The 6,165-nt window shown below is 66.8% G+C and carries 8 protein-coding genes; 2 read left to right on the forward strand and 6 right to left on the reverse strand.

What is annotated here, in order from left to right; genetic code table 11:
- From AC1DY5_RS38245 to bfr, 6 genes are all read right to left on the reverse strand, one after another.
- The coding region (locus AC1DY5_RS38245; protein ID WP_478119672.1) for a flavodoxin domain-containing protein at window positions 1–679 on the reverse strand (679 nt) is incomplete at its 3' end.
- Window positions 676–1,581 carry an FAD:protein FMN transferase gene (locus AC1DY5_RS38250; RefSeq protein ID WP_478119673.1) on the reverse strand — a complete coding sequence of 302 codons (906 nt, stop codon included), beginning with the start codon at window positions 1,579–1,581 and terminating at the stop codon, window positions 676–678. The genes AC1DY5_RS38245 and AC1DY5_RS38250, both read right to left, overlap by 4 nt.
- Before the next feature lie 125 nt (window positions 1,582–1,706).
- Window positions 1,707–2,510 carry a DUF4198 domain-containing protein gene (locus tag AC1DY5_RS38255; protein WP_478119674.1) on the reverse strand — a complete coding sequence of 268 codons (804 nt, stop codon included), beginning with the start codon at window positions 2,508–2,510 and terminating at the stop codon, window positions 1,707–1,709.
- Window positions 2,511–2,545: 35 nt separating this feature from the next.
- Window positions 2,546–3,067 carry a DUF2271 domain-containing protein gene (locus AC1DY5_RS38260; protein WP_478119675.1) on the reverse strand — a complete coding sequence of 174 codons (522 nt, stop codon included), beginning with the start codon at window positions 3,065–3,067 and terminating at the stop codon, window positions 2,546–2,548.
- Between the two features lie 21 nt (window positions 3,068–3,088).
- Window positions 3,089–3,733 carry a PepSY-associated TM helix domain-containing protein gene (locus AC1DY5_RS38265; protein WP_478119676.1) on the reverse strand — a complete coding sequence of 215 codons (645 nt, stop codon included), beginning with the start codon at window positions 3,731–3,733 and terminating at the stop codon, window positions 3,089–3,091.
- Window positions 3,734–3,931: 198 nt separating this feature from the next.
- Window positions 3,932–4,408 (reverse strand): bacterioferritin, encoded by a 477-nt coding sequence (gene bfr, locus AC1DY5_RS38270; protein WP_478119677.1) that lies wholly within the window; start codon window positions 4,406–4,408, stop codon window positions 3,932–3,934.
- 217 nt (window positions 4,409–4,625) lie between these two features.
- Here bfr and ahpC point away from each other — a divergent pair, with 217 nt between their 5' ends.
- Entirely contained in the window at window positions 4,626–5,198 is a 573-nt protein-coding gene (gene ahpC, locus AC1DY5_RS38275) for an alkyl hydroperoxide reductase subunit C (protein WP_478119678.1), read from the forward strand.
- An 82-nt stretch (window positions 5,199–5,280) separates the two neighbouring features.
- The coding region (locus tag AC1DY5_RS38280; protein WP_478119679.1) for a thioredoxin family protein at window positions 5,281–6,165 on the forward strand (885 nt) is incomplete at its 3' end.

Below are 6,165 nucleotides of genomic sequence, written 5' to 3' on the forward strand. Positions count from 1 at the left end.
GCAGATAGACCGGTGCGCCGGCGCTGCCGTCGTTCAGCACGCTGCGCCTGGCCAGGCGCCAGGGCGCGGCTACGGATTCGACCGCCGCGACCGGACCAGTGCCCGGCACCCCGCCGCATTGCGCCTGCCAGGCGGCCAGCGCCGCGGGCTCCGCGTTGTCGACCTCGATGCGATCGAAGCTGCGCGTGGCGCCGGCTGCGTGGAGCCATTCGTCGAGCAGGCGCCCGAAGCGACAGAAGTTGGCGTACTGGCGGTCGCCCAGCGCGAGCACCGCGTAGCGCAACGAGGACAGGTCCGCCGTGCCACCCATCATGCGCTCGGCGAAGACGCTGGCGCCGTCGGGCGCGTCGCCCTCGCCGTAGGTGCTGGCGATGAACAGTGCGCGCGGTGCGCCGTGAAGAAGATCCGCATCGGCGTCATTGAGCGACATCACGCGTGCCGGCGTCCCGGCATCGTGCAGCCAGCGGCCGGTCTGCCAGGCCAGGGCCTCGGCCTGGCCGGTCTGGCTTGCGAACAGCACCAGCGTGGCGGCGCCCGGGACCTTGCAGCCCAGCGCCGCGGCCCGTTGCGCCGCGGCGTCGCGCTGCCGGCGCTGCTGCAGCCAGATAGCCGCGCAGAGCCCGAGATAGGCGAGCAGCGTCAGGCACGCGGCCAGCGCCCGCAGGGCGGAATCGCTCATGGGGCGCGGGTCGGCCAGTGGGCGCTGGTGAACGCCCGCGCTTGCCCGCCGTCCCGGCGGACGAAGAGCGCCGGAAGCGTATGGCGATCGGCGAAGGCCAGGCCGTCCTCCGGCCCGAGCACGGTCAGCACCGTGGCGAGCGCATCGGCCTGCATGCACTCGCGGTGCAGCACGGTGACCGAGGCAAGCGCGGGGCGGACCGGCTCGCCGGTGCGCGGATCGAGGGTGTGCGACCAGCGCCGGCCCTGGTGCTCGCGCACATGCCAGCGGTCGCCCGAGGTCGCGATCGCCATGTCGTCGAGCGGCACCCGGCGGGTCGCTCCGGGCAGGGCTTCCACGTCCACTTGCCAGGGATCGCCGCCGGGGCGGCGGCCGGCCGCCCGCAGTTCGCCGCCGACCTCGACCAGGAAGTCGGACAGTCCCAATGCTCGCAATGCGGCAGCGACCTGGTCGACCGCGAAACCCTTGGCGATGCCGGACAGGTCGAGCTCGGCACCGCCCGGCTGCACGAGGGTGCGCAAGTCGGTGTCGAGCGCCAGGCGCTGCCATCCGACCTGTTTGCACGCCTGGGCCAGCGCCGCTGCGGAGGGCGGCTCTGCGACGGTCGGGTCGGCATGGGCGCCGAAGCCCCACAGCGCGACCAGCGGCCCGATGCTCGGGTCGATTGCCCCGCCGCTGGCGGCGGCCCACTGCAGGGCACAGGCCAGTACCTCGGCAAACTCGGGCGCCAGCACATGCCGGCTGCCGGGATCGGCACGATTGAAGCGGCTGATGTCCGAATCGGGCTCCCAGGTGCTCATCTGCGCAACCACCCGGTCGAGTGCGGCCTGGGCGCCCGCKCGCACCGCGTCGAGCGCGACCATGCGCGGATTGTCGAAACGCAGCGACCAGGTCGTGCCCATGCTGCGTCCCGCCAGCGAGTGCAGGGTCGGCGGGTCGGCGCGGCGCGGCCGCGGCGTGTTGGCGTAGCCGCCCGCGCGCCACGTCGCGAACGAAGGCCGCGGCGCGGCCGGATCGGCGGTGGAATTCAGGGCATCACTTCCAGGGTTGCGGCGTAGCTCAGGCGGCGCTCCGTGGCCTTCGGCACCGAGGTGTTCTTGTCCGTCGTGCTGGCGTCGAGCCAGTACATGCCGGCTTCCGGCCAGGCCACGCTGAACTGGCCCTTGGCGTCGGTCTTGAGCTTGAGTTCGTCGAGCTTGTCGCGATAGCGGGTGTTGCCCAGCGTGACCGTGACCTCGAGCTCCTTGGCGGGCTGGCCGTCGAGCTGCAGCGTGAAGCTGGTCTTCTCGCCCTTCACCAGATCCGTCGGATTGGCTGTGACCAACTCGAGGCCCTTGCCGGTCGGGCGCAGCGCGCTGGGCTTGCCGACGGTGACGAAGGTCTCGTTGCGGCCCGTCGACTGCGTGATCTCGACCTCCAGCGCATCGGCCGGGATCTGGCCCGCGATGTTGTCGGGCGTGCCGCGGGCGCGCTTGGGCTGGCCGGTGGCCTTGTCCTTCCAGCGGGCGAAGACGCCTTCGTTGAGCAGTGCGACGCGGTAGGTGCCGGACTGGGTCAGGTTCAGGTCGAACACGCTGCGCAGCTTGCCCTTGAAGACGTTCTCGGGCTTGAGCGTGCTGCCATCGGGCGCGGTGACCGCCAGGCTGTCGATGTTCAACGGCACGTGGTTGAAGAAGAACAGGTCGTTCGACACCGCGGCGTCGACCGTGATCCAGTCCGCCTTCGACAGCACGGTGCTCGACGGCATCAGCCAGGCGTTGTGGGCCTGGACGGCCGCGGTGCCGGCGCAGAGGGCGATGCCGAGGGCGAGGGTGCGCAGAGTGAACGTCATGTTGGGTTCCGAGGAGGTTGGAGACGAGGAGGGAGTCAGGGCTTGAGTTCGAGCGAGACTTCGCCCAGTTCGCTGCTGCCCGCGACCTGCGACTGCTCGGCTTTCGCGGGCGGCCACTGGAAGGGGATGCTCACGATCTCGCGGCCGCCGACCTCGCGCGCCGCCTCGACGTACAGCTTGTAGGCGCCCGGCGCCAGCTTGGGCAGCGCCACAGCGACTTCCGAAACAGCGATCTGATGCTTGCCGGCGGGCCGTGTGGCGCTGCTGACGCCATCGATCGGCATCTGCAGCTCGCGGCCGGTGCGCCGCCACCATTGCCGCATGTCCTTGAGCCACTTGGTGCCTTCGCCTTCCGCATTGCCCTTGTTCTTGACGTCGTACCAGACCGCCAGCGTGCCGGCCACCGACTGGTCGGGCCGCTCGATCCAGGCCGCCACGTAGGGACGGTGGTATTCGGCCACGTTGAGGCGTGGCACCTCGATGTTGACCGAGAGCCCCGCGGCGAAAGCCGGTGCGCCGAACAGTGCGGCGAGCGCGAGGGAGTAGCGAACTTGCACGAGAGACCTCTTTTTCCTGGATCAGTGGATGAACAGCAGCGCGAGCAGCACCGGAACGACCAGGCCCATGCCGACCACCGGCCAGGTGAATGGTCGGTTGCCGGCGTGCATCTTGAGAATGAACAGCCCGGTGATCGAGAACACCAGCGTGGCGGCCGCGAAGATGTCGATGAACCAGCTCCAGGCGGCGCCGCTGTTGCGGCCCTTGTGCAGGTCGTTGAAGTACGAGAGCCAGCCGCGGTCGGTGCGCTCGTACTCGGCCTCGCCGTCGGCCAGGCTCAACCGCAGCCAGGCATCGCCGCCCGGGCGGGGCAGGGACAGGTAGATCTCGTCGTCCGACCACTCGGCGTCGCGCCCGGTCGTGTCGATGGCCCACTGTTGCCGGATCCAGCGCTGGAGATCGGCGGGCAGTTCGGCCTTGCCCTTCTGCGCCTTGGCCGCCGGCAACTGCTTCAGCAGCGCCTGGCGCAGTGCATCGTCCACCGTGGCGGTTCGGCTCGTTACTTTCGGCCTGGCTTCGATGCCGGCCGCGTGGTTGAGCGTGAAGCCCGTGATGCCGAACAGCAGCAGGCCGATCAGGCAGAGCGCCGAACTGACCCAGTGCCACTCGTGCAGGGTCTTCAGCCAGTAGGCGCGGCGGCGGTTGTCGGAGGGGGCGGCAGTCATCGGAACGCGGAATTCTAGCCGCTCAAATGCGAATCAATTCTATTTGCAAGTCCGGGGCCGGCCTGCATCGAAGCCAGGGGATGCCGTTTCAGGCGTTGCTGTACCTTGTCTCGGTGCTCCTATTTCGATAGCAATTAAGCTTCGTAAAGTCGAAAAAAAAAGCGGGGCCTTGCCCCGCTCGCATGGCGCAGCGCCCGCCTATTCGATCTCGCCCATCTGCGACTGCAGGTAGTTCTGCAGCCCGACCTTGCCGACCAGGTCGATCTGGGTCTCGAGGAAATCGATGTGCTCCTCGGTGTCGTCCAGGATCTCCTGCAGCAGATCGCGCGAGACATAGTCGCGCACGCTTTCGCAGTGGGCGATGCCGGCCTTGATCGTGGCTTGCGCACCGGTCTCGGAGCGCAGGTCGCATTCGAGGATCTCGGGCACGTCTTCGCCGATCTGGAGCTTGGCCAGGTCCTGCAGGTTCGGCAGGCCGTCGAGCATGAAGATCCGGTCCATGATCTTGTCGGCGTGCTTCATCTCGCCGATCGACTCGTCGTATTCCTTCTTGGCCAGCTTGTCGAGGCCCCAGTGCTTGAGCATCCGGTAGTGGAGGAAGTACTGGTTGATCGCGGTCAACTCGTTCTTGAGCTGCGCCTGGAGATGATCGATGACTTGTGGGTCGCCCTTCATGGTCATTCCTTGTTCTTAAAAGATCGATTGTGAGAGCCTGCCGCTCGTCGGTGCAAGTAATTCCATGTTGGAGCGGTCTGCATGCGTGTGAGGTTGATGGCTGTTCGCATTCATAGGGGTGTGCAATGCTTTCCATAGCGCATCACTATTAAATCATGAAGATTGGTAGTTATACTAATCGCTCGCACTTTTCATCAGCCACACCAAGGAAATCAACATGTCCCTGATCAACACCGAAATCGTCCCGTTCAAGGCCACCGCTTATCACAATGGCAAGTTCGTGCCCGTCAGCAACGAGAACTTCAAGGGCAAGTGGTCGGTCGTGGTGTTCTACCCGGCCGACTTCACCTTCGTGTGCCCGACCGAACTGGGCGACCTGGCCGACCACTACGCCGAATTCCAGAAGCTCGGCGTCGAGGTGTACGGCGTGTCGACCGACACCCACTTCACCCACAAGGCCTGGCACGACACCTCGGACACCATCGCCAAGGTGCAGTACCCGCTGATCGGCGACCCGAGCCAGCAGCTGGCGCGCGCCTTCCAGGTCCTGATCGAAGAAGGCGAAGACGCCGGCCTGGCCTACCGCGGCACCTTCGTGATCGACCCCGAAGGCAAGATCAAGACCATCGAAGTGCACGACAACGGCATCGGCCGTGACGCCTCCGAACTGCTGCGCCGCGTGAAGGCCGCCCAGTACGTCGCCGCTCACCCGGGCGAAGTCTGCCCCGCCAAGTGGACCGAAGGCGCGGAATCGCTCAAGCCCTCGTTCGACCTGGTCGGCAAGATCTAAGCCGCCTCGTTCGCGCCACAGCCCGGGCGCGCTCGCTCCCGGGCTTTTTTGTTCCCATCGCATTCAAGAAGAGAGTCTCACCATGCTCGACGCCGGCACCAAATCGCAACTCAAGAGCTACCTCGACCGCATCACGCAGCCGGTCGAGATCGTCGCATCGCTCGATGACGGCAAGGCGTCGGACGAACTGCAGGCGCTTTTGAAGGACGTGGCCGAATCGTCGTCGCTGGTGAAGATCTCCGAGAGCCGCGACGACAACCATCGCAAGCCTTCCTTCTCGATCAACCGGCCCAGCGAAAACCACGGTCCGCGCTTCGCGGGCATCCCGATGGGCCATGAATTCACTTCGCTGGTGCTGGCGCTGCTGCAGGTCGGCGGCTACCCGCCGAAGGTCGACGAGACCGTGCTGCAGCAGATCCGTGCGCTCGACGGCGACTTCGAGTTCGAGATCTACATCTCGCTGACCTGCCACAACTGCCCGGACGTGGTGCAGGCCCTGAACCTAATGGCGATCCAGAACCCGCGCATCAAGACCACGATGATCGACGGCTCGCTGTTCCAGGATGAAGTCAAGGAGCGCCAGGTCATGGCGGTGCCGACCGTGTTCCTGAACGGCACCAAGTTCGGCCAGGGCCGCATGAGCCTCGAGGAAATCCTCGCCAAGATCGACACCAGCGGCGTCGAGCGCGAGGCCAGGAAGGTCGCCGGCAAGGAGCCGTTCGACGTCCTGATCGTCGGCGGCGGCCCGGCCGGCGCGGCTGCGGCGGTGTATGCGGCGCGCAAGGGCATTCGCACCGGCGTCGCCTCGGAGCGCTTCGGCGGCCAGGTGCTCGACACCATGGGCATCGAGAACTTCATCTCGATCCGCGAGACCGAGGGCCCCAAGTTCGCGCTCGCGCTCGAAGAGCACGTGCGCGACTTCGACGTCGACATCATGAATCTGCAGCGTGCCGCGGCCCTGGTGCCG

The organism is Variovorax sp. P4_D9, assembly GCF_056401695.1.